The organism is uncultured Nostoc sp. (assembly GCF_937863485.1).
Lineage (GTDB): Bacteria > Cyanobacteriota > Cyanobacteriia > Cyanobacteriales > Nostocaceae > Nostoc.
This window is the reverse complement of record NZ_CALMFY010000119.1, coordinates 56,439-78,277: the sequence shown is the minus strand read 5'-3', so window position 1 is coordinate 78,277 and position 21,839 is coordinate 56,439. Positions and strand designations below refer to the sequence as shown.

The 21,839-nt window shown below is 40.7% G+C and carries 19 protein-coding genes; 7 read left to right on the top strand and 12 right to left on the bottom strand.

The window, feature by feature from the left end; genetic code table 11:
* The first annotated feature begins 308 nt into the window (after positions 1-308).
* The gene (locus tag Q0541_RS16275) at positions 309-1,208 is read left to right on the top strand and encodes a ferritin-like domain-containing protein (RefSeq protein WP_298911894.1); all 900 of its coding nucleotides are present in this window, start codon (positions 309-311) and stop codon (positions 1,206-1,208) included.
* An 822-nt stretch (positions 1,209-2,030) separates the two neighbouring features.
* Here Q0541_RS16275 and Q0541_RS16270 read toward each other — a convergent pair.
* From Q0541_RS16270 to Q0541_RS16255, 4 genes are all read right to left on the bottom strand, one after another.
* Positions 2,031-2,273 (bottom strand): hypothetical protein, encoded by a 243-nt coding sequence (locus Q0541_RS16270; RefSeq protein WP_298911892.1) that lies wholly within the window; start codon positions 2,271-2,273, stop codon positions 2,031-2,033.
* A gap of 107 nt (positions 2,274-2,380) precedes the next feature.
* Positions 2,381-4,237: an FAD-dependent oxidoreductase gene (locus tag Q0541_RS16265; protein ID WP_298911887.1), complete on the bottom strand. Its 1,857-nt coding sequence runs from the start codon at positions 4,235-4,237 to the stop codon at positions 2,381-2,383.
* Between the two features lie 475 nt (positions 4,238-4,712).
* Positions 4,713-5,291, bottom strand: a complete 579-nt coding sequence (locus Q0541_RS16260) for a hemerythrin HHE cation-binding protein (RefSeq protein WP_298911884.1) — start codon at positions 5,289-5,291, stop codon at positions 4,713-4,715.
* A 94-nt stretch (positions 5,292-5,385) separates the two neighbouring features.
* The gene (locus Q0541_RS16255; RefSeq protein WP_298911881.1) at positions 5,386-6,117 is read right to left on the bottom strand and encodes an alpha/beta hydrolase; all 732 of its coding nucleotides are present in this window, start codon (positions 6,115-6,117) and stop codon (positions 5,386-5,388) included.
* Positions 6,118-7,133: 1,016 nt separating this feature from the next.
* Here Q0541_RS16255 and Q0541_RS16250 point away from each other — a divergent pair.
* Positions 7,134-8,075, top strand: coding sequence for a hypothetical protein (locus Q0541_RS16250; protein ID WP_298911879.1), 942 nt, complete (start codon positions 7,134-7,136; stop codon positions 8,073-8,075).
* Positions 8,076-8,157: 82 nt separating this feature from the next.
* On the opposite strand, the gene Q0541_RS16245 is transcribed toward Q0541_RS16250, so the two are convergent.
* Positions 8,158-9,828 (bottom strand): ABC transporter ATP-binding protein, encoded by a 1,671-nt coding sequence (locus Q0541_RS16245; RefSeq protein ID WP_298911876.1) that lies wholly within the window; start codon positions 9,826-9,828, stop codon positions 8,158-8,160.
* A 566-nt stretch (positions 9,829-10,394) separates the two neighbouring features.
* Between Q0541_RS16245 and Q0541_RS16240 the strand changes: the two genes are divergently transcribed.
* A complete protein-coding gene (locus Q0541_RS16240) occupies positions 10,395-10,718 on the top strand; it encodes a hypothetical protein (RefSeq protein ID WP_298911873.1) in 324 nt (107 codons plus the stop codon).
* 775 nt (positions 10,719-11,493) lie between these two features.
* Here the strand turns inward: Q0541_RS16240 and Q0541_RS16235 are convergent.
* Positions 11,494-11,706, bottom strand: coding sequence for a hypothetical protein (locus tag Q0541_RS16235; RefSeq protein WP_298911870.1), 213 nt, complete (start codon positions 11,704-11,706; stop codon positions 11,494-11,496).
* Between the two features lie 727 nt (positions 11,707-12,433).
* Here Q0541_RS16235 and Q0541_RS16230 point away from each other — a divergent pair.
* Both Q0541_RS16230 and trxA read left to right on the top strand, forming a co-directional pair.
* Positions 12,434-12,745 carry a hypothetical protein gene (locus Q0541_RS16230; RefSeq protein WP_298911867.1) on the top strand — a complete coding sequence of 104 codons (312 nt, stop codon included), beginning with the start codon at positions 12,434-12,436 and terminating at the stop codon, positions 12,743-12,745.
* Positions 12,746-12,986: 241 nt separating this feature from the next.
* A complete protein-coding gene (gene trxA / locus Q0541_RS16225) occupies positions 12,987-13,340 on the top strand; it encodes a thioredoxin (RefSeq protein ID WP_298911864.1) in 354 nt (117 codons plus the stop codon).
* Between the two features lie 144 nt (positions 13,341-13,484).
* Here trxA and Q0541_RS16220 read toward each other — a convergent pair whose 3' ends face one another.
* The 4 genes from Q0541_RS16220 to Q0541_RS16205 all read right to left on the bottom strand — a co-directional run bounded on the left by Q0541_RS16220 (position 13,485) and on the right by Q0541_RS16205 (position 18,462).
* Complete coding sequence (locus Q0541_RS16220; RefSeq protein ID WP_298911861.1) at positions 13,485-14,018, bottom strand: dihydrofolate reductase family protein; 534 nt, start codon at positions 14,016-14,018, stop codon at positions 13,485-13,487.
* 167 nt (positions 14,019-14,185) lie between these two features.
* On the bottom strand, positions 14,186-14,440 hold the full coding sequence (locus Q0541_RS16215) for a TIGR03643 family protein (protein WP_298911858.1): 255 nt from the start codon (positions 14,438-14,440) through the stop codon (positions 14,186-14,188).
* Between the two features lie 45 nt (positions 14,441-14,485).
* Positions 14,486-16,279, bottom strand: coding sequence for an ABC transporter ATP-binding protein (locus tag Q0541_RS16210; protein WP_298911855.1), 1,794 nt, complete (start codon positions 16,277-16,279; stop codon positions 14,486-14,488).
* A 395-nt stretch (positions 16,280-16,674) separates the two neighbouring features.
* Entirely contained in the window at positions 16,675-18,462 is a 1,788-nt protein-coding gene (locus Q0541_RS16205) for an ABC transporter ATP-binding protein (protein ID WP_298911852.1), read from the bottom strand.
* A 346-nt stretch (positions 18,463-18,808) separates the two neighbouring features.
* On the opposite strand from Q0541_RS16205, the gene Q0541_RS16200 reads away from it, so the two are divergent.
* The gene (locus tag Q0541_RS16200; RefSeq protein ID WP_298911849.1) at positions 18,809-19,870 is read left to right on the top strand and encodes an L-histidine N(alpha)-methyltransferase; all 1,062 of its coding nucleotides are present in this window, start codon (positions 18,809-18,811) and stop codon (positions 19,868-19,870) included.
* Positions 19,871-20,850: 980 nt separating this feature from the next.
* A complete protein-coding gene (locus tag Q0541_RS16195) occupies positions 20,851-21,021 on the top strand; it encodes an NblA/ycf18 family protein (protein WP_298911846.1) in 171 nt (56 codons plus the stop codon).
* Positions 21,022-21,324: 303 nt separating this feature from the next.
* On the opposite strand, the gene Q0541_RS16190 is transcribed toward Q0541_RS16195, so the two are convergent.
* The gene (locus Q0541_RS16190; RefSeq protein WP_298911843.1) at positions 21,325-21,537 is read right to left on the bottom strand and encodes a type II toxin-antitoxin system HicB family antitoxin; all 213 of its coding nucleotides are present in this window, start codon (positions 21,535-21,537) and stop codon (positions 21,325-21,327) included.
* The gene (locus Q0541_RS16185) at positions 21,521-21,787 is read right to left on the bottom strand and encodes a type II toxin-antitoxin system HicA family toxin (protein ID WP_298911840.1); all 267 of its coding nucleotides are present in this window, start codon (positions 21,785-21,787) and stop codon (positions 21,521-21,523) included. Before Q0541_RS16185 ends, Q0541_RS16190 begins: the two co-directional genes overlap by 17 nt.
* Between the last annotated feature and the right edge of the window lie 52 nt (positions 21,788-21,839).

Here is a 21,839-nt window from a genome sequence, read left to right as displayed (position 1 = left end):
TCTGTAGCATAAGCTACTTTTTACAAAAACTTATATTTTATTGCCTATAATTTTCCGGCTTTGGGGGAAAATCTCTCCAATCCATTTTTGACAACTAAAATCATCTAGCTTCAGATTGGTCTGACCTGAAAAACACACCTTTCCCAAGACTGAACATTTATTCGTTACTTTTATTTACACTAAGTTAAACCCAGGTGATTAATTTTTGTAACTTTTACTCTTTTTTTTCAGTAAAGCGGCACAGATACAGCAGTTGCAAAAAACTAAGTTAACATCACAATACAGATTTACAAAAATTTACATAACTTATGACAGTTACCTACCCACGTAAATTTCAGAATGTTTTGGGTGCCAGAGAGATATTGAAACGGGTGGTATGCGATCGCGAAATCCATCTAATTACCCTTAACCGCTACCGTTACAGCGAACAACGCAGTTGCAAAGACCTGACTGAGGTAATTGAACAACTGAATGGACAGCCACCGGAACTGGTGCGGGATTTGTCTCATCACATCTCGGATGAAGCTCGTCATGCCATGTGGCTAACTGATTTGCTGATCGATCTAGGAAGCAATGTAGGAACTCCTCTTGGAACTTCCTATATCGATGAATTTGATCGGCTGCTAGACAAAGACACCTATGACCCAAAACGCAACCTAGAGGACGGTGTGATAGCTGCTTTAGCAGCAATTAACATTACTGAAAAGCGGGGTTGTGAGTATTTTTCTGCCCACATTCACGCTCTCAAACAAGCACCGCAGACAGAAGAAAACATCAAAATTCGGGAGACTATTGAAAAAATTCTGCCAGAGGAAGCAGGACATGTTCGTTGGGGTAACCGTTGGCTGGCACAAATAGCAGATAAGAGTCCAGAACATCGGCAAAAGGTAGAGCAAGCTAAACTTAAATATGCTGCAATTGAACAGGCAGCGTTTGAATCTGGAATGGATATCACCTTGGGTGCAGAATTACGGGGAGTTGCCAACCTGGTGGAAGTGGCAAATACCATGCCGCTTTGGCAACGTCCCCAGTATCTGATGGAACGCTTACCCCAGACTTTGCTAGCGCCTGAGTTGCAATTTACTAGGATTCAGGCTGCACAAAAGGCTTGGCAGCGCGATCCACAGATGTTTATCGAGAAGTTTGTGCCAATGTTCCTCAATGGCATCCAGGGAAGAGAAAATAACCGCAAGAAAACAACAGTGTAAAAGCGGCATGGGGCACTAGATTTAGTAGTCTCCCTTGTCCCCTTGTACCCTCATCTTCCCCACTCTCCACTCGCTATCCCCTTTTCTTTAAGTAAACTTTACCTAAAAAGGACAGATGCAATATATTGCATCTGTCCTTGGGTGTAGAATAATTAAATCACTAAGATGAACTAGCAGATCCTTCTTAATATTTATCTCGCCGGGAGCCATCTGTGAGGAGAACGATCCAGAGTGCAACAGTAGGTGAGGAATAGTAAGATTTGTTGCCAAGTGTAATAAACGTATACTACTTGTGCAAATTTATGCCCTACATAAATTCAGATGAAACGAAAGGGATTTTATGCTTCGGCAAAGGATGCTAAATAGGTGTCGGAGCGAAGATCAATTATTTCCTGATCTAGATAGCCAGCTACTCAATGTATGAGAAGACCTATTCGGGAATAAAGTGAAGTTGCCTTAAGACTGTTTCCTCAACAAGCAAAATATCTGAATTAGATGTGCTTTAGATTAACTGATAGCCTATCTATTTATAGAGCAGTTGAGGAGGATTGAGACGCAGAGTTTCCCAGGAATATGAGCAACAGTTGTGCAGCTTTTGAGGAGTTGGTAATGCTGTTGATCAAAGCACTTAACTTGATTTGCGTTTTGATCGCCAGGATTGAGGCCAACTTATGATATCACAAAGCTTGCAGTTGAAATACTAAGCGATCGCTGAAGATTTTCGGGTGTCAACTGTATATATCTCTGCCAGAAAACTTGTGTAAAAGATATTAGCACAACATCCTGTTTTCTGGTACTTTGGTTGCTTTGGAAAAAGAGGCATTACCCTACAGTAGTTAAACCACAGCATAGATATATTCCGAATTTTTGCGTCACTTCTCTGCGCCCACTACCGCGATGACGTGGCGCATCATCTGAATTTTGTTCAGATGCCGCCGATAGCCACTGTTCCGAAGCAGGCGTAGAAGGCAGCGCATAGGATAAGTGATTGACCATTGCTTGGCAGTTAAAAGCTAAGGGGCCTAACACCAGACTCGAGACTAAAAGTGAAATGGCAGCACGCATAGCAGATGTCTATTTTGGAACTCTCCACTTCACTGATACTTAGCTTTTTCATGAATATCCGGACAATTAATCAAAAAGTATTCTGTTTTACTGAAAATAAACTCTTCTTATCCTTTGTTTAAATGTTCGACTAATAACCAATTACCAAAGTGATTCTGACGACCCCACAATGTAACTAATTGTTCGTGGGGATAAGCGCGTAATTGCTCGTCGATATGCGATCGCAAAGTCACAAGCTGCCAATTTTGACCTTGATATGCGGCTGGTGCTGTGACAGTGAATCTGTATTCCTGCTGATCCAAGCGGTAGAAAATGCCTTTGAAACAGTTACTTTCCCAAATTAATGCCTTGTCAAAAGCAGAGTCAGGGTACTCATTCCCCGGTAGGCAAGGGCAATAACCATTAGCTGGATAGGCTTGTGGGTTATTTAAGTAATACAGTTGCCAGTGCAGCCAATCCGAATGATTGGGTGGAAGATTAAACAAAGGAATAATTGCTGCTTTTGAGCGATTATCTGACAATAAAGCCGTTTGCAGCGCCCTAACAGGTAAATCTCTTGGCTGGCAGTTTAACTCAACACACATCGCCGCTGCCATCCCCGCTGCTTGACCAATGCCCATAACCACAGGTTGTAATCTGGTGGCTCCATTGGCAATGTGGGAGACAGAAATATTTTTTTCACAAACTAAGAAACCATCTGTTGTGGCTGGAATTAGGGAACTGTAGGGAATTGTAAAGGGAGTTCCCGTCCAGCGTCCTCCCCAGCGAATAGATTTAGGTTGCAGTGGGAATTGAACACCAGGATAATGATGGTCATTGGCGTAGTTACCAATAGCGATCGCTTCGCAAACGCCTGCCGTAGGATGCCCAAAGGGCTGTAGGGCGATCGCTTCTCCTATCAAAGACGCTTTGCGAGCGCAAAAATTCCGATCATTAAATATAGATGCAACTCTCCCTCCAGCAATCGGCAAAATATCCTGTTCTCGGACAGTAGTTAGCCCCACTAAGCGGCGGCTTTCCCGGTAATAGGGATGCAGTGCAAAAGCTGTAGGGGCGTGAGGAAATACTTTTTTTGCTAAACCATAGCGAAGACCAAGCTGATTTTGGATAAAATGGGCAAAATTTTGGCTATGCCAGCGAGATTCTTGGATGAATTCACCTCTGGACACATCTGACTCTATCAGCCGCCCTACTCCTTCGCCGTAGTCATTACCACAGATTGGCCAATTGATCATGAATCGGCCATCAGGTAAGCGTCCATAATTCAAAAATGTCTCTGCTCCATAGCTATCCCAAGCACCTGTAAACTGGGATGGATTATAGTTAGGGGCAGCCGGAATTTCTGGGGCGTAGGCTTCACCAAAGTCTTGCATAATCACTACCCAAGTGGGCGCTTGCACTGGATATCTCTTGGTTAAAGGGTTAAAAGTCACTGGGGCGCTGGGTTCTCCCCACTCAGATTGCAATTCCCAACTCCAGCGGTAAGGTATTTCAGCTAAAGCTAATAAATCTCCTAATTCTGTAGCGTCGAGAATAATCTTGGCTGTGACAGCAAAATCAGCAAAGCGGACACTAGTAATAGAATCACCTTGGCGGAACACTTCTATTGGCACTTGTCCAGAAATCCAGTACAGATTTGGCAATTCCTGCACCCAATCGGCAAAAATCTCTGCCCCAATCTGAGGATCGTAACTAAAAAAGCTTACCCAGCTGTTATCTAATCCTCCAGGCTGTCGTTGTCGCAATTCTTGCAAAAACGCACCCCATAACCCCGTTTGAAAAGCTTCTAATTCGTTGCCATCGGGTGCAGACACCCCAGCTGAAGTTAGCATTCCCCCTAACCAAGGAAATTCGCTTATTAGAATCGTTTTGGCTCCCCGTCGCGCTGCTTGGATAGCAGCAGCAGTGCCTCCCGTTCCCCCGCCAACAACTAAGACATCAGCTGTGTATGTCTGATTAACCATTGCTTAACCTCATTGGAGTTCCGACAGCAGTTCTCAATTGCATCGAATACAGACGACTTGTAGGGGCACAGCAATGCTCATTGGTGTCAACTTAAGCGCAAAACCGTTTAAAACCTCGTTTCCAGCCTCTGGCTAGAAATGCTCTTCAATTGCAGTGCCGCTAGTCTTGAGGCGGAGCCTCTCATTAGGCATTCCCAGTCAGAGACTCTTGACGAGGCAAGGAGGCAATCTCTGAAAGGTCTATCTAGACAGGTTTTTACGTTAAGTCAACACCTATAAGCTTTTTCTGTGCCCCTACTATGTGTTGCATCCAAACGAGAACTGCTATATTCTCCTAAAAAAAAGCGATCGCATTCCAGTTTTTATCTCAAACTGAGTGCGATCGCGATCAGATTCCCTAAATCAAAAAAGATTATTACGATTTTTATCAATTGGCACTTACCCAACTCGAAGTCGAGGCGGTCTTCAGTTGTATTTACTTTGTCAAACCCTCAAACACACCTCTCAAAGCTGCAACAGCATCTTGAGTCCGCGCCCAAACACCTTGATCTGGGTCTTGACCTGTAAGTTCTCTTGTACCCAACACTTCCAACACACCTTTCAATTGTTCTTGATGGGCACGATTTTCAAAGTTCACTTGGTTGAGTGGCCCAATAGCTTCTTTGACATCATCACCAACCACCTGTGCAGCCTTATGGATAATTAAACCAGTCATTACGGCTTGGTGCTTAATCCTTTCGTGAATAGAAAACTTTTGGTACAGTGTTAGCTCATTCCCATCTATTATCCGGTTTACTTGCTCGACGTACTGCCCTATAGTGTCTCTAGGCTGGGCTGAACCACCACCAAATTTAGAGATGACTTGCTCAATTATTGTGAGATTTTCTTGATCATCTTTGAGAAAGTCGTTTAGGCGCTTGCTAATTTCTTGATCGTTGCTTACAGCAGGTAGTACTTTTTGTTCATTAGCAATTAGCAACTCTTGTATAGCTTTCAAATCTGCTAGCTCTGTAGCGATCGCGCTCCGCTTGGTATCATCTAAAGCTACAACCATTTCTAGACTTTCCTGAAATAATTTAGGACACGATTAACCTCTCACAATTGTTTGACTCGGCGCATCTTTCGTGAGATGTATTATCATCTAATACTTAAAGTTGCAAACAGGCATACAGCGAATCTGACACACGGATAAACTTCCAGAAGTCGAGTAGCTGTTCTCCTACAAACTGATACTGGGAAAAGTGAAAAAAATGCCCTCCTTCAAAACATGACCATAGGCGATCGCCTTCCTTGAAATGCGATCGCCATCCTTGCAGTGCATCAGGTGTGATCACAATATCGTTTAAGCTACCACAAACCATCAAAGGTACTGAAACTCTGTTTGGAGTCATACTCACGCTCTCAAACAGAGAATGAGGAGAGAGCGAACAATCTAAGTCTTGCTCCAGAAGATGTGTCAGACTTTTGAGAGTGCATTTATCCTGATAACCAAACAAGTTATAAACCATATCAGTCAAAAGCTTTTGGCGACTTAAAAACTGACGGTGAATATAGTAATGAGCTTGCCAATTAACTGCTGGATCAACACCCACAGCTAATAGCGTCAAAGACTTAACTGTTTCTGGATAGCGACGGCTATAGAGTAGACCTAATAATCCTGCTGTACTATGACCAATCAAATGAACAGGTCGATTGCAAGATTTGAGGTAGTCGTGAAGCAGAACAAAAGCAGCATCTAGTGAACTTGCTTCATCTTGACTTTGGCGATGTTTCCACTCTTGGATTGTCACTTGAGATGATAAGTAACAAAGTAGTGGTTGAGCAAAGTATTGCAAACTAGGGCTTGTATTTAACCAAAGAACATCCGGTAGTTTAGACATCCTGATTTTCCTGTAAATAGAATAAACTCTCAATTCACTAATTAAGAATTTTTGTAACGAATAATCTCAAGTTCCTATATCTGATTACAGCTGATTTTTCCAGTCAGGCTTACCAGTGTGTCAAACCTCCTGTAAAAAGTTATTGATAAATATATTCAATATATTTATAGAAAAGCTTACAATATCAGAGGAATTATTGCAAATAATTATTGTTAGTCCTTCAATACCGTTTCTCTGTGAAGTTATACAAAAATTTCCCCCGTCTAGGGTTTAATAGGATTTTGTCTTGCTGACGAGTTAGAAATACCCTTTTGATATAGTGGTTCCCGTTTACGTGAGGTATACGTGTAGGGGCACGGCACTGCCGTGCCCCTACCGCAATATAATCTGAATAGGAAGCGCTATATACGAGCGCCCATATCTCAGTTAGTTCGTGTATTTATTTATATAAGTATATTTTTACATTAATTACTTAGAAAATTTTCTCATATCAGGAAAAATAAACTTTTTTCTCTAATAGGACTTACGCACACTCTACGAATGCTTCTCAACTCAATGAGACGCTGCGCGTTGGCGTTCGTGGTAGCCTGCGGCAAGTCACTACGTGTCTACGAGAAATTAAGCTTTTTGGCTATCTTTGCGTAAGTCCTGTCTAAATATCTATATACCGCTTTTGTAAAGGTGAAATAATTTCAATTTTTGATCTCAGCTAGCAGAAATATATTAGCAAAGTTGTTACTTTGAATTTATTCATTAGAGAATACAATGTCGAATCCTTATAAGAGCAAGAGTTACAAATAATTTTATTCTGGCTGGATATACATAGGATTTAGGATTACATCAAACAATGGCTTGAATTTTTTAGCCAGACTCATGAGAATTTATTTTCAGTCGATATGAATCAATCCAATTCGTATATACATCTAAAGACAGAGGTTATAACTATATATTGGTATTTAGAATTAATACAAATCTTAACTTTATGAATTACTAGTATCAAGTAAAACTTCCATATTATGTTTACTAATTGTTTGAAAAAAACTGATGAATTAAGTATAAATCAAGATAGCAATGTCTCAAATGTCGATATAGCACTTTTTATAGATAAAATTAAAAGTAATATCTGGGTATTTGGTATTCCATCTTGGCTTTTCGGAATAACCGATAGAAGCATAGCTGCATTTGCTGATGGTTATTTATCTCCTTTAGAAATATTTCAGCTATTTACAGCCTCTTTCTTTTTTATTAGTTGGCTATATCTTAAGCCTGAGGAAAGCTTCAATAGCAATGATTTAGCGCCCAGCCAATATCAAGAATATCTCGATCGGACGCAAGCTAACAAGCTTCAATTAAAAAAGCTTCACATGATTAGTCAGGAGTACATTTTACCGTTTCCTTATATTTGCCAAATCTATCATCTCTTGAATTTAAAACATTTAGAAACAGTTCATAGATTTAGCCTTAATAATCTTAAAATTATTAATATTAGCCATTTTGAAACCACAAATAGCGGTGGGATAATCAAGTTTAAAACAATATTAGATTCGCCAGGTAATCCTCTGAGGATTTGGCGACAACCGACTGTGGAGGTGGATTTAATATTACATACTCCCTACACTATTGAACTGAGTATTCCAGTCTATAATCAGAAAAGAATAATTGTTATATTTAATGCTTTCCCCTTAAATGACTCAGAACATCAGCTATTTATAGACATTTATAGTGACCTAGAGTGGCCAAAACCATTATTACAAATAATATTGCATTTTGCTTCTTGTTTAACACTCTTTGAAGATTTGCCGTATCTAAGAGCTTTAGGTGAGAAAAAGATAGAGCGTTTATTCAACTTAAGCAGGACTTCAAATCACGAGACAGCATTGCTGTTTAAAAGATTCGTTGAGCTATATGGTTCGAGTGGAGAAACAACTAAATTACTTGAGGGAAGGGAAGATAATTAACAGTTAGGAGCGGAGCCGGAGACGCTCCGCCTCCGGTTAGGAGTTAGGAATTTAAAACTTATAACTCCTCATCTTAATTTAGTTAAGCGCGTGCTAGTAATGGAGCAGCAGCTAGTAAGGTTTTGGTATAAGGATGCTGAGGATTAGCAAAAATATTTTTTGTCAGACCGAGTTCCACAATTTTACCGCTATTCATCACGGCAATCCGATCGCACAAAAATCGAGCTAAACAAAGGTCATGAGTGATGAACAGATAAGTTAACTCAAACTCTTCCTTTAATTGCAACATCAAATCCAGCACTTGCGACTGCACACTAGCATCTAACATACTCACAGGTTCATCGCAGATTAAAAGTTTAGGGTGAGTAATCAAAGCACGAGCGATCGCAACTCTTTGCTGTTGTCCACCAGACAAATCTGATGGATAACGCTCATAATAGACTTTTGGCGGTGTTAACCCGACTTTCTCTAGCATCCACAAAACCTGTTCTTTTGCCTTAACGGGATCGGCAAGATTGTGGATAAATAAAGGGTCAGCAATACTTTGTCCCACTGTCATCGCTGGATTGAGACAAGCATGGGGGTCTTGAAAAACCATTTGTATTTGTCGCCGTGAGGAGCGAATTTCTTGGCGCGACAGTCTAGTTAAATCCTGTCCTAAAAACTCAACTTTGCCACTCGTGGGACGAATTAGTTGCAAGATTGTTCGTGAGAGCGTACTTTTACCACAACCTGATTCCCCGACTAAGCCGAGAATTTCTTTTGAATAAAGATCCAGGTTGATACCATCTACTGCTTTAATTGTCTGTGTTTGTGTGTTCAATAGTCGTTCGATAAAGTTAGGTTCGATGGTGTAATATTGCTTGAGTTCAGTCAGACTCAAAATTGGGGATTGCTTATTAATAATTGGTAATTGCTTTTGTTCATCATTGACAATTATCAATTCTCCACTATCATTTACTGCTTGAATGTGTAAAGCTGCTTTTAAGAGCGATCGCGTGTACTCATGTTGAGGATGTCTAAATACAGTTTCTGTAGAACCCATTTCCACCATCTTGCCGTTGTACATAACGCCAATGCGATCGCAATACTCAGCCACCATTGCTAAATCGTGAGAAATCAGCAACAATCCCATGTTTTCTTCACCGCACAGACGAGTTAATTCTTTCAATATCTGCGCGGAAACTGTGACATCTAAGCTGGTGGTGGGTTCATCGGCAACAATTAACTTGGGGTTGAGGAGTAAAGCTAAGGCGATCGCTACCCGTTGGCGCATTCCACCGCTAAACTCATGGGGATACTGATTCCAGCGACTAGCCGGAATATTCACCTTTTCCAAGGTAGCAAGTGCTTTTTTTTTGGCTGATCGCGTTGATAATTCTGGTGAGTGCGCCTGAAGGGTTTCGATACAATGCTTACCAATCGTCATCAGCGGATCGAGGCGTGTCATCGGATCTTGAAAAATTAAGGCGATCGCCTCTCCCCGAAATTTCCGCAACTGGTTAGGCGTCAAGTCAAACACTGACTGTTCTTGAAATGTCACCTGTCCCTGAATACGACTAGAGGCTGGTAGTAAACGCATTACTGCCCGTCCTATAGTTGACTTACCACAACCAGATTCTCCCACCAATCCCATTCTTTCACCTGGTTGCAAGCTCAAAGATACATCATCAACCGCCCAGCTTGCTTCTTCTCCATTTCTGTGAGGATAAGCAACTCGCAGATTTTCGATACAGAATAAGGCTTTACTCATAGTTAGTTATTAGCCCTGGGCTACCAGCTTTTATAATTTCAAATTTAAGATAGTCTATCAGATTAGTATTAGACCTCCGTTGTGCGAACATCTTTATTGTCTTAGCGTAGGCGTAGCCGCCGTACCCCTACGGGGATCTTGCTACGCATAGCGTCTCCAAGAGTTGGCATCACCTTTATAAAAAACTCCACCCACAAGGAGATGGAGTTTCCTGCCGACTTTCGATGAATAACAGTTCTACAACAGAGACGTTGAGGTTGGATCAACCTAATGGATCTACCGACAACCAATCCAAAGGTAGTGACGAGATCCGCCAATCTTCTATCATACTGATTTATACCGCTGGTCTCAAGTTTTCTCTGTTTATGTTAAGAGACAAGCAAGCATTTTTACTATTGAGCTAATTAATCTTCATCAGCTTGATATCATTTGTACCTTGCTCAGTTTCTAGTAATTAATTCATCCAATTGTGGGAGGTAATTAGTAAGCCAATAAGTGTACTTTGCTAATAGGCAGACCAACACAAGATGGTTTGAATCAGCATTCATCCAATAAATGTATCAATCATGTTGAATTCGATATTCATCGGCTCTATAAAAATAAAACCCTTGGTAGTTTCAACAGCTTTTTTGCTGGTTGTACAAACTTCTGCCAATGCTCAACAACCCCTCCCTAGTTTGACTCCAGCACAAGCTCAACATTTATCCCGTGACTTGGTTCCATATAATTCTCAAGACTTTTTTAGGCAAGGAAAAGATTCTCTTGAGAGAGAAATTCAAATTCTTAGGCAAGGGCAACTGCGCTCAATTAAACCTGTTCTTAAGATTGATTTAGTACCACAGACAAAAATACCACAGACCCAGCAAAACCCTAACATCTTATCTAAGTAATAATTATCATTCTTCTATAGGACTTCTATTTGATTTTTGAAAAAACTCTGTACATCTGAAGAGTGCGGAAATCAAAAGTAGTGTGTTGAATAAACCACTTTTTCCATCCACTTCAAAAGAAAGAACAGCTATGTCTTTTCGATTTTTTGATTGGCTGGCTCTTAATCGTGACTATTTACTGCGAATATCGCCAGTTTAGGCTACATTTGGACTTATACCATTTCTTTGTGAGGGTGCGCCAAATTTTCTTTCTTTCTTTCTTTGTGTCCTTCTCTACGAGACGCTGCGCGTAGCTTGCTTCTCCGTAGGAGTATGCGCCCTTTGCGGTTCGTTCCTTATATAGCAGTCCTAAATCATATGTGAAAACTTCTTTTTCTTTTTTTGGCGCTCTTGGCGGCAACTCTTGGAGACGCTGCGCGTTAGCGGTTCGTTCATTTTCACAACTCATTTAGGATTGCTATATAGTTTGTGACACGCTGATCAGTTCGAGTAGTAATTCTTTGGGAATTCTCAAAGAATATACAGGTTCAGCAGCTTTGGTGTAACTTGATGCTTGATAATTTTTCGCGGATGTTCCTTCCCTACGGGACGCTAACACGAACACCCTCACCATACTGGTAACAGTAACCAAAACTCTCAGTACTAATCCCAAGGCATCGATTGTTAAAAAAACGTTTGCCTAAACCCACCCCCAGGCATCACAATCACTATGCTCTGCTTTCTATTAACAGAGATTTTATGTTTTGAATAAACTTTGCAACACAAATTTACAATCTTAATCGTCTAGTAAACTCATCAACGCTTGGATTTCAGCGTCTTGCGGCTCTGATAATTGACGCTGTAACTTTAATAATTCATCTTGTAATCCTTCTGCTACATAGAGCAGATTAGATTCTTGGGCAATTTTTAGCTGATTTTCTTTAATTTTGATTTGTTTAAGCAAGTTGTTTTCAACATGAATTGAATTATTGTAATGTTGAGCAATCATAGCTTTACATTTCCTATCAATCTATAGAGTGCAATTAAATTTACCACCTATGTATTGTTCCACACTTTTATGATTTTTTAAATATCTGGTGATTTAATCTTTTGACTAGTAGTGTTTAGGGGTATGGCATTTCTCCTTGCCTGAGTAGTTGATTTTTTCGGGGTCTTTAGGGCATTGAATCGGACGCTTAATGCAATTTTGCTCTATAGCGATTTTCATTTTAATGAGGGACACGGCATTGCCGTGTCCCTACCTTGTATCTGTGTTCATCTGTGGTTAATTATTTTTTCTGTACCTTACCCATGTGGGAACCGTTATATTCTGCGAAGCAAGAGACTTTTAGGGAGCATCCCAATAGCAAGCAAATTTACCAAAATCGTTAAAAGTCAATTGCGAATGAAGCGTACTCTAACTCTACAAGACGCTTTGCGAACACTGTGTTTTGCTCGCAATGACAAATTATATTTTTACACATTTGGGATGCTCCCGACTTTTCATGAGAAATCCTCAAACGGCAAAATTGCATAGTTTTTTCCACAAATCCATTCTCAATAGTTTGGGAATATTGGCTTAATACACCATATCGATATATTTACAGGCTTTTACAAAAATGTAAATTATGATATAAGATTGGTTGATTTCGGGAGAATTTTTAGATAAGACGCATTAACTTATCTGTTACTTCACCAAGTCTTATAGATATGTTAAACATTTTTTTGTTAATAGAATGGACTTAAAGTTTATAAAGAGAAACATTTTTACCTTTGTAAAAATTATATCTACAGTGCTTATAACAAGCGCAATTGGATTGGAATCGTGGAATATTTATGCAGTAATAACTAATAGTCATTTACCAAGCAGTCTTAATCCAATTTTTTGGATTGAGCGTTTTGCGATGACGAGCCATTTTATAGAAAGCATTATAGCAGCTTTTTATGCATCTTCAAGAAAAAAGATGCCAATAAAATATGCTACTTATACTTTTTTTGTAGGCACAATTGGGTTGTTAGAACTGTTTGATCAGCAGGATGACTATTGATACCTCCACGCCTTGAAGGTATGAGATTTTTGAATTAGGTAGGTTGTGAGGGTGGGTTATGCGATCGCTAACGTACCCTACGTAAAAAAATTGTAGGTTATTAAATCCACGCTACCAAGCAAAAGTCAGTTGCGCGGGTTTCCCAATCTAGGTGACTGGTAAATCTGACAGCCAGAAAGGAGTATAGTTTGTATAGTTAGCTTTTTGCTGAAATTTTAGTTTGACACTAAGGAATAAAAAAATGTCTACTGATACTCAGATAGTTGCTTACGTTGAAGAAAGTGAATTTGATACTGTTTTAACTGGAAGTGAAGAGAAAGTCGTTGTTGTTGATTTTACTGCTACTTGGTGTGGCCCCTGTCGCCTGATCAGTCCGTTAATGGATCAACTTGCCCAGGAATACAAAGGTCGCGCCAAAGTCGTTAAGGTAGACGTTGACAGCAACAAGCCGATTTTCAAAAAATTCGGTCTTCGCAGTATTCCAGCAGTTTTAATTTTCAAAGATGGTACTTTAGCAGAAACCATCGTGGGAGTTTCTCCTTACGAAGACTTCAGCAACGCTGTTCAGAAGCTTCTTGAGGTTGCTTCAACGTAAATGGTAATTCATAATTAAACAGGGTTTATACCTGATGCCTAATAACGGCAGTCACGTTTCAGGTGGAGTTTAACTTCCCCGAAGTTCCGAGCCTCGCAAGCCGACCCTCGGACTTCTTACCATTTGAAACACAATTATAAATTTTTAACCCTTTCCTTTTTGCCTATAATGTGATTGGAGTAAACCACTAGGATATTGTTTTGAGTCAATCAGCTCCAATTTTTCTTCAGGGCTAGCTGGTGGGAAAAGGTGTATACCACCACCTAAGATAATTGGAATAGTTGAAATAATATATTCGTCAATCAAGCTGTGCTGAAGAAACGAATTGATTAATGCTCCGCCACCAACTAGCCAGATATTTTCCAAACCTTGAGCCTCCATATTTGCTAAGACATGCTTTACTGTGTCCGAAACAAACACAACGTCCTCGCGGTCAGATAGGAGATGGCGCTGGGTGAAAACGAAGGATTTTTTCCCCGGATAAGGCCATTGATCGAAACTAAGTCCTACTTCATATGTATTGCTGCCCAAGACAATAGCATCAATAGATTCGTAGAAAGCAGCGTAACCGTAGTCTTCTCCTTCTGTATCAAGGATTGATAGCCAATCAATTCCACCATCGCTACGAGCAATGTAGCCATCCAAACTAGCTGCGATGTAAAGTGTAACTTTCGTCATTGTGCTTGGTGAATTTGGTAGTTTTCACTCAATTGGTGCAAGCGATGCCTGCGTTCACGCTTCGCGTTGCCGCAGGCTTATTTCTTTTAAAGTATTTTAGCTTCTGATGGTTCTGGACGATATTTTGATTGAACACATCATAAAAAAGCGATCACTTACCCAATTACTTACGTTTTTTGATTGGACGATTTAAACCGACCTGCAATAAATTCTCGCTTAGATAAATGCTTTGTATTGCGTTTGGTGACTCGCTCTCGCCACATCTTGAAACTAGATTCTTTCATTTCCCGCCTCATTAAGGCAATTACCTGTTTCTCCAGCAGCCCAAACTGAGCCTCAATGGCATCAAAAGATGTTCTATCTTCCCATGCCATTTCAATAATGCGATCGATGGTTTGTGAATCGAGGTTAGGTAGGTTCATTTCTTTGCTGGCAATTGAGAAATTCGAGCTATATATATTTTACTTTCAGTTTTGGAGAACCATTGTGTCTGCTGCACCCAGTTGTAGGGCATAGAGATTCGCATAGACACCCTGCTGATCGATGAGTTCGGCGTGAGTACCCTGCTCTACAATTTGTCCCTGCTGAATTACTAATACCTGATCTGCCAGAGTAACTGTACTGAGGCGGTGAGCAATCACGAAGCTGGTACGACCTTGCAGCAAGCGGGCGATCGCAGTTTGTACTAGCGCTTCTGTGCGGGTATCGATGCTGCTGGTGGCTTCATCAAGAATCAGAATTTGGGGGTTAATCAACACCGCACGGGCAATACTGATCAGTTGTCGTTGTCCTTGGCTCAGGGGAGCGCCCCGTTCACCCAATTGAGTTGTATAACCCTGTGGCAGTGAGGTAATGAACTCATGCACATTTGCTAGTTGTGCAGCCTCTTCGATATCAGCTTGGGTGGCGTAAGGAACGCCAAAAGCAATGTTTTCGGCAACGGTACCGCTGAACAGAATATTGTCTTGCAGGACGATGCCAATTTGACGCCGCAGACTTGCTTGAGTCACGCTACGCACATCAACATCATCAATTTTCACTGCACCGCCAGATACATCGTAGAAGCGCAAAATCAAGTTAATGATCGTACTTTTTCCCGAACCTGTCGGCCCTACTAACGCAACCATCTGCCCTGGATAGGCGTGCAAATTCACCCCTTTGAGAACCAATTGATCTGGGTTGTAGCCAAACTTGACATTTTCAAATGTCACTTCACCCTGAATAGGCAGCATTTCTGTCGCATCGGGTGCGTCTTTGAGTTCTGACGGTTCATCTAGCAATAGAAAGATTCGCTCTAATCCGGCGAAGGCAGATTGAGCTTGGGTGTAAAACTGGCTGAGAATTTGGATCGGGCGGAAGAATTGCTGGACATAAAGTAAAAAAGATGTCACCACACCCACGGTTGCACCTCCAGTGACCGCAAGATAGCCACCATAGGCCAGCACGGCTGCCGTTGCTAGTGTGTTGAGAAAATCGATCGAGGGCAAAAAGGCCGAAGTAATTGCTACAGCATCGACGTTAGCATCACGATTGGCAGCGTTGAGAATGTCAAATTCTGCGATGTTCATCTGTACACGATTAAATGCCTGTGCTTCTCTGACGCTACCAATATCTTCTTCTAACTTGGCGGAAAGCTCCCCAATAGTCTGTCGCGTAACACGAAACCTGGCTCTTGCCCAACGCGCAAACAAGCTTGTGGTAAAAATCATCAGTGGCACAACCAGATTGCTTAACAAACCGAGTTGCAGGTTGATTGAGAGCATAGCAATGATTATGCCGACCAAACTGAAAGTGTTGCCCAGCATTTGGGCGATCGTCAGTCCAAATGCCTGATTTACAGTATTGACATCATTCAGCAGGCGGCTCATTAAATCGCCTGCTTCGCTGCGATCGAAAAAGCTGAGTGGCAGACTTTGGATTTTAGTGAAAATATCTTGCCTCAGTTGAGCCAGCAATCGCTGCATAATCCAGCCGACTCGAATAATTTGACCCCGGATTGCCAAGATTCCAAGTCCATAGTTCAGCGCTAGTAGTCCTAATAACACCAGCAGTCCTTGCAAATTGCCTTGGGCAATTAGGTGATCAATCGACCAACCGATGAAAAACGGCCCAATTGCCTGGGTTAAAGCACCAATAAATACTAATGTCAAGGCGATGGGAATATCTTTGCGATAAAGTAGCAGGTATTGCAAAAAGCGCCGCAGGGTGGAAAATTGCTGACTCGCCTGCTCAGATGCAACAACGGTAACTGTGCCTCTCATACCAATTTTGGATTTTAGATTTTGGATTTTGGATTAAAAGTCTTTGTCTTTATTCGCTGTTATAAAAATCTTAAGCAAGACTATTTATCAATACGTTGGGTTAAGGCTTAATTCCTCCTCGTCAATTTTTTTAACGTAGACGCCCAGGCTACTGCCATCTCTACGTTCGCGCAGCGTGTCGCAGACAGACACTACCTGTAGCAAGATCACCGTAGGGGTACACACAGCGTCCGCACCAGAAGGACGCATTCGTCTCTGGTCTAGTAGAAAAGAACGCATTTGCGTAGCGTCTCGTAAAGCCTGCGGCATAGCTTCGCTTAGGGCGTAGCCTCTCGTAGAGAAGAGAAGGAAGAGAAGGAAGAAATGCTTAACTGAACTGTATTGGACTACTTGTGCTAATTTAAGATCATTTGTTTCTTCACCTTAACCTGAGATTCCAAAATCACACCGTAGAGCGGGCTGGTTTGCATCAATTCCTCATGGGTGCCTTGTGCCACTAATCGTCCTTTATCTATAAGAAAAATCCGATCGGCATTCTTGACGGTGCTAATACGTTGAGCTACTACAAAAGTTGTACAAGCTTTTTGGTGGATTAACTTATCCAGTTCGGCTTGAATCTGGGCAGCAGTCTTGGCATCGACTGCCGAGGTACTATCATCCAAAATCAGAATGCTGTAATCGGTAAGTAAAGTCCGAGCGATCGCAATTCGTTGTTTTTGTCCACCAGATAAGCCCACGCCCCGTTCACCCACGATCGTCTCGTAGCCATCGGGTAGACTACTGATAAAATCGTGCATTTGTGCGGTTTTTGCAACCTCAATCACCTGCTCTAGAGTTGCATTGGGTTTTGCGTAGGCAATATTTTCGCGGATTGTGCCAGAGAAGAGGGTGGTTTCCTGAAATACAATGCCAATACGCGATCTAAGGCTTTTGAGCGTCAAATCTTTTACATCTCGTCCGTCAATGCGAACTGCTCCCCCTGTGACATCGTAAAAGCGGGGAATTAAGTTCATGATTGTACTTTTTCCCGAAGCAGTCATCCCTAGAACGGCGATCAACTCGTTAGGCTTCGTTTCAAAGGAAACTTCTTTAAGAGCTTCGGTTGTCGCTCCTGGATAGCGAAACGAAACATTTTCAAAGGTGATTCTCCCAGCGGTGGTGTCAAATGGGACAGCACCGGGGCGATCACGAATTTCTATCTCTGCATCTACAACTTCATAAACCCGTTCCGCAGAAGCAGCTGATTGAGCGATCGCAGGTGCAGCAAATCCAATCAACAAAATAGGTTGGAGAATTAACGCTAGGTAGGAGTTAAACGCCACCAGTTCGCCAATGGAAAATCTGCGCCCAATCACCTGCGCTCCTCCGTAGCCGAAAACTGCCAGTGTTACCAAATTACTCAGTAAAAATATTAACGGAAAGGTATTACGGATGGCGCTAATGGTCTTCATGTTTGCCCTGACTAGACCATCATTCAGGGTCGTGTAACGCGACCTTTCAGTTGACTCCCGCACAAAGGCTTTCACTACCCGTATTCCTAGTAAGTTTTCTTGCAATACAGCATTGAGGTCGCTCAGTTGCTCTTGTACTTGCCGAAAAAGTTTATCATTCCGGGTAATAAATTGCGCCATCAACCATCCGCATAGGGGCACTACTGTCAGGGTAATCAATGCTAATCGCCAGTTCATCACCAGCAAAATCACTGAAATACTCACCAATGTCACAACTGAACCGATGACCTGAATTAAGCTAGTGCCAACAAAGGTGCGGATCTGCTCAATGTCGCTGGTGACACGAGTTAGCAGTTGGGAAGTCTGCGCCTGGTCATGATAACTGAAACTGAGATTTTGAATTTTGCTAAAAATTTTGTTTCGCAGGTCATAGGCCACACCCTGAGACATCGCTTCTGCCAAATAGCTTTGTCCAAAGTTAAATAAACCACGAGCGATCGCGGCGAGTACCATCCAGGCGGCGCTGTATAGCACAATTTGTAAATTTTGTTTGATGATGCCCTGATCAATTCCCCACCGAAATAGTTGTGGGGTAACTGCGTTTGCGATCGTCAACAGCAACAGGCTGGCCAATGCTCCTAGCGAAGTCCATCGGTAAGTGCTTAAACTCTCAAGCACCCGCTGGATTGACCGTATCGACGAAGTTTCCTGGAGTTCTGGTTGCTGAACCAATGGTATTTACCCCTGTATCATTGAAAAATTATCTCCTATTTTGATTGTAAAAACCAATCCGCCAGTTGACAGTGGGGAATGTAGGATAGAGAGCAACTCTCCTATTTGTGGTAGAAATTCCGAATTTTGGGACAGTGGCATGGGAAAATACCTCTTTAGCAAGCATTGTGGCTAGGGGGTGTTTTCAAAGTCTTAGATTCCCCTAACCTCCCTTTAAAAGGCTTGCTCAGAGTCTCTTAAAGTCCTCCTTTTTAAGAAGGATTTAAAAAGTTAAGAGTCTAAACGAGTAGTTTCAAAATACGCCTTAATCCATTTAAATACCTCAGAAAAGCAAAGAACAAGAATAATGGCTCAAAATTTTCATAGCAATTCCCAACTTCCATCGGATATCTCAACTGCTATCAGTCGCACAGCAAAGCCAAGTTCTGAGTTCTACTCTCTTTTTTCTGAGGAAGAAGTTATAGGGATAATTCATGCATTAGAAATCAGACGAGAAATACCTCTAAAGTATTCTTATAAAGGTAGAGGCGCAAAAATCTGGAATGATTTTTATCTAAAATATATTATTCCTACATGGTATCGGACATCAAGTGTAGAAGTTGACCTTTTAAAGAAGAACTTTAAATACTTTAATGACAATATTAAAAGTGGCGAAAAAGTAAATATTGTAGACGTTGGTGCAGGAAATTCATATCCAGTTAAAAATTTTATTCAAAGACTTAATAAATTGGGAAAGGTTAATAAATATATTGCCTTAGATATTAGCGATGAATTGCTTCATTTATCCAAAAATAATTTTAGAAAATGGTTTCCTCTCATTGAATTTATCAGTTCGACGATTGACATAGAAAATAGTAGTATACCTAAAGTTTTATTTCAAAATCAAGCTGGCCTTGAAATGGATGACACAGCAAAAATATTTTTCCACTTAGGTGTTACTATTGGGAATCATCAAAATAGAGATGAGGTACTCAAAAACTTTAGAGATAGCATGGGAAAAAATGATTTTCTGGTGTTCACTAATGAAACTGGTTCTAACTCTCAATGGGATGGAAACGTCAGAGGTGGCTGCAAGTATCATGTAGAGGAAATATATGGATGGGTTAAAAATAATATTGGGATTAAATCTGAAGATTGTGAATTGGTGAGAAAATATGATTTAAAAACAGATAGTATAGTTGCTAATATGAAATTTCGTCATAATTATATTATAAATTTCAGTCAGATGGGGATAGATAAGAAAATAGAAATATCTGAAGGTGAAGAAATTACTATTTGGCGACATCATAAGTATGAAATTCCTAAACTTTTGCAAGAAATAGAATCTTCTGGATTACAACTTATTCAATATAATACTGACAAATACAAATCACATCTTATGGTGATTTGTAAGGTTGCCAGTAACTAACCTTTTCAATTAGATTTAGCGCTGTCCACATCCCCGACTTCGTAAAAGCTGTTGGGGATCTAACTTTTCACGAATGATTTAGGACTGCTATCGATTCTAACGGGGTGGCTAATATCTAATAACTGCAAGGTGCTGCACTGGTTTTGAATTTTTTCAAAGCGTTGCGACGCCGAATAGCCCCTCGTAGACATCGCACCTGTTGTACTAAGGTGTCAATATCTAGGACAGGGGGCTGGGCGTATTCCAATACGCTTGGGTTAGCGTCAAAAACCATAAACCGCGTAGGTTGGGTTGAACGAAGTGAAACCCAACAAACCACTGAAAATGTTGGTTTTCGTTCCTCAACCCAACCTACAATTCTCCTTAACCCAAGCGTATTGGGGCGTATTCTTCTAGTTCCAAGAATTCTGTCGGCGGATTGGTAGCAATCTCTCACCAATTCAACAGCAACACAGAACAAATTTCTATAAAGATATGACGCTCAACCGAATGCCTACTAAAAAACAGCCAACCAATTTGGCTTTTGAAGTTGACTTCAAAAGCCAAATTTTCTTGTGTCCACCCCTTATGAGCGAAAGCTTTTTAACTCCTTGAATCCTGGCGAGTGATCCGTGAAGCGATCGCTTCACCATCAGACAAAAACCCGCTTTTAATCTCAGATATTAAAGTTTTATTACTATTTATTAATTTTTATCTTTTATATGTAATTACTATGCTGTTCACTAAAAGTTATACAAAATGTCAGACTTTACTCTAAATTTACTAATTTTTGGAAAAATAAACTACTTATACACTCATCTTATACATCTCAAACCTTAGCTAAAACATGATTTTAAACAAATATCTGTAATGCTAGATTACTAGAGATTGAAAACTTATTTACATTTCATATCTCAAATAATTTTTTACTACAACCGATGTAACAAGCCTATTCTCATTAACCTTATAGTTTTCGACTTAATTAGGCATAGGAGCCAAGAATGAATCAATCATTTAAATTATCTTTAGAGCAAGAATTTACGATCCGAAGCTTTAGCGACAAAGTGCAGACGTTGTCTTGTGAAGAAGCCAAGCAGTCTTTACTCATGCTGTATAAGGAAATGCTCATTCGGGAAGTGATGTACCAGCAATTACTAAAGTCTAAGTTGTGAAGAAAGAGAGTAGAGGGAGCAAGGCTAAAAAAAGGGTGTACTGTCTGGCTTTAATATCTTTCAGAGTAATCTGGAATTTTTGTCAGTCCATCTAAATCTGCTTTTAATTGTTGTCGTAGCTTTCTATTTGCTGGTAACACCGCTTCACTCAAATGGTTTTACGCATATGCCAAGATGGACGATTAACCCAATTGTATCATTTATACTCCTACGTATTTTCTCGTAGTCTTGTTCAAAAATCAAATAGGAGTCATACATTTATGATGATGCTAAAAAATCAGTTGCCCTTGGCTTGTGTATCAATTAGATGTACATCAAACGCGGTCTAGGTTCAGGAACTGGACGCCCTAAATCCTTAGCTATTTCTATCCATTCCTGCACAACTACTTCTACATTGTGTAGGGCTTCTTGATAAGTCTCGCCGTCAGCAGTACAGCCTGATAATTCTGGTACTTCAGCAATAAAGGCTTGATCTAATTCACTCCAGTAGAGAATAATTTCATAACGAAATATCATTTTTACTTCCTAGCTTATACTTGATAATTACTGCACGAACTTGTTTGATTTGATAGCTTTTGGCTTTTCCTCTTTTATGTTGCAGGTTCAATATTTCCTGAACATCGGCTTTGACAAAAATCCGATGATCGCCACGAATCCGTTCATCAAAGCCTAGTGTATATAAGAGTTGCCACAGTTGTGCGAAAGGGATGTCTGTATCAGAAGTCCCAGAGAGGATTTTTTCTAAGAGTTTGTCTTGCTGACTCACGTTTTTCTGACTGTCTTAATGTTTCTATAGTCTCATATATATTTAAAATCAG

Excerpts from the sequence above, each read along its gene's own strand:
- Q0541_RS16195 (WP_298911846.1), top strand. The coding sequence starts at position 20,851 with ATGAATCAATCATTTAAATTATCTTTAGAGCAAGAATTTACGATCCGA.
- Q0541_RS16270 (WP_298911892.1), bottom strand. The coding sequence starts at position 2,273 with ATGCGTGCTGCCATTTCACTTTTAGTCTCGAGTCTGGTGTTAGGCCCC.
- Q0541_RS16265 (WP_298911887.1), bottom strand. The coding sequence starts at position 4,237 with ATGGTTAATCAGACATACACAGCTGATGTCTTAGTTGTTGGCGGGGGA.
- Q0541_RS16220 (WP_298911861.1), bottom strand. The coding sequence starts at position 14,018 with ATGACGAAAGTTACACTTTACATCGCAGCTAGTTTGGATGGCTACATT.
- Q0541_RS16200 (WP_298911849.1), top strand. The coding sequence starts at position 18,809 with ATGGCTCAAAATTTTCATAGCAATTCCCAACTTCCATCGGATATCTCA.
- Q0541_RS16240 (WP_298911873.1), top strand. The coding sequence starts at position 10,395 with ATGTTGAATTCGATATTCATCGGCTCTATAAAAATAAAACCCTTGGTA.
- Q0541_RS16275 (WP_298911894.1), top strand. The coding sequence starts at position 309 with ATGACAGTTACCTACCCACGTAAATTTCAGAATGTTTTGGGTGCCAGA.
- trxA (WP_298911864.1), top strand. The coding sequence starts at position 12,987 with ATGTCTACTGATACTCAGATAGTTGCTTACGTTGAAGAAAGTGAATTT.
- Q0541_RS16245 (WP_298911876.1), bottom strand. The coding sequence starts at position 9,828 with ATGAGTAAAGCCTTATTCTGTATCGAAAATCTGCGAGTTGCTTATCCT.
- Q0541_RS16255 (WP_298911881.1), bottom strand. The coding sequence starts at position 6,117 with ATGTCTAAACTACCGGATGTTCTTTGGTTAAATACAAGCCCTAGTTTG.
- Q0541_RS16260 (WP_298911884.1), bottom strand. The coding sequence starts at position 5,291 with ATGGTTGTAGCTTTAGATGATACCAAGCGGAGCGCGATCGCTACAGAG.
- Q0541_RS16190 (WP_298911843.1), bottom strand. The coding sequence starts at position 21,537 with ATGATATTTCGTTATGAAATTATTCTCTACTGGAGTGAATTAGATCAA.
- Q0541_RS16210 (WP_298911855.1), bottom strand. The coding sequence starts at position 16,279 with ATGAGAGGCACAGTTACCGTTGTTGCATCTGAGCAGGCGAGTCAGCAA.
- Q0541_RS16250 (WP_298911879.1), top strand. The coding sequence starts at position 7,134 with ATGTTTACTAATTGTTTGAAAAAAACTGATGAATTAAGTATAAATCAA.
- Q0541_RS16230 (WP_298911867.1), top strand. The coding sequence starts at position 12,434 with ATGGACTTAAAGTTTATAAAGAGAAACATTTTTACCTTTGTAAAAATT.
- Q0541_RS16215 (WP_298911858.1), bottom strand. The coding sequence starts at position 14,440 with ATGAACCTACCTAACCTCGATTCACAAACCATCGATCGCATTATTGAA.
- Q0541_RS16235 (WP_298911870.1), bottom strand. The coding sequence starts at position 11,706 with ATGATTGCTCAACATTACAATAATTCAATTCATGTTGAAAACAACTTG.